1 pseudogene is annotated in these 275 nt (G+C 66.9%); it reads right to left on the bottom strand.

From position 1 onward, the window contains the following. A pseudogene (locus HA630_RS26880) lies at nucleotides 1-275 on the bottom strand (DNA repair protein RadA); the annotation flags it as partial.

Here is a 275-nt window from a genome sequence, read left to right as displayed (position 1 = left end):
CTGGGGTTGCTCACGCCCTTCAGGCCTTTTTCGGTCATGGCGAACACGCCGATCTCGTTCACCGCGCCGAAGCGGTTCTTGATGGCGCGGATGAGTCGGTAGCTGCTGTGGGTGTCGCCCTCGAAGTACAGCACCGTGTCCACCATGTGTTCCAGCACGCGGGGGCCGGCCAGCGCGCCCTCCTTGGTGACGTGACCTACGAGCACAATGGCCACGCCGCTGGCCTTGGCCGCACGCGTCAGGTGCGCCGCGCATTCGCGCACCTGCGCCACCGA

Source organism: Aquabacterium sp. A08 (assembly GCF_011742065.1).
The sequence above is the reverse complement of the archived record's forward strand: the minus strand, read 5'-3'. Positions and strand labels throughout refer to the sequence as shown.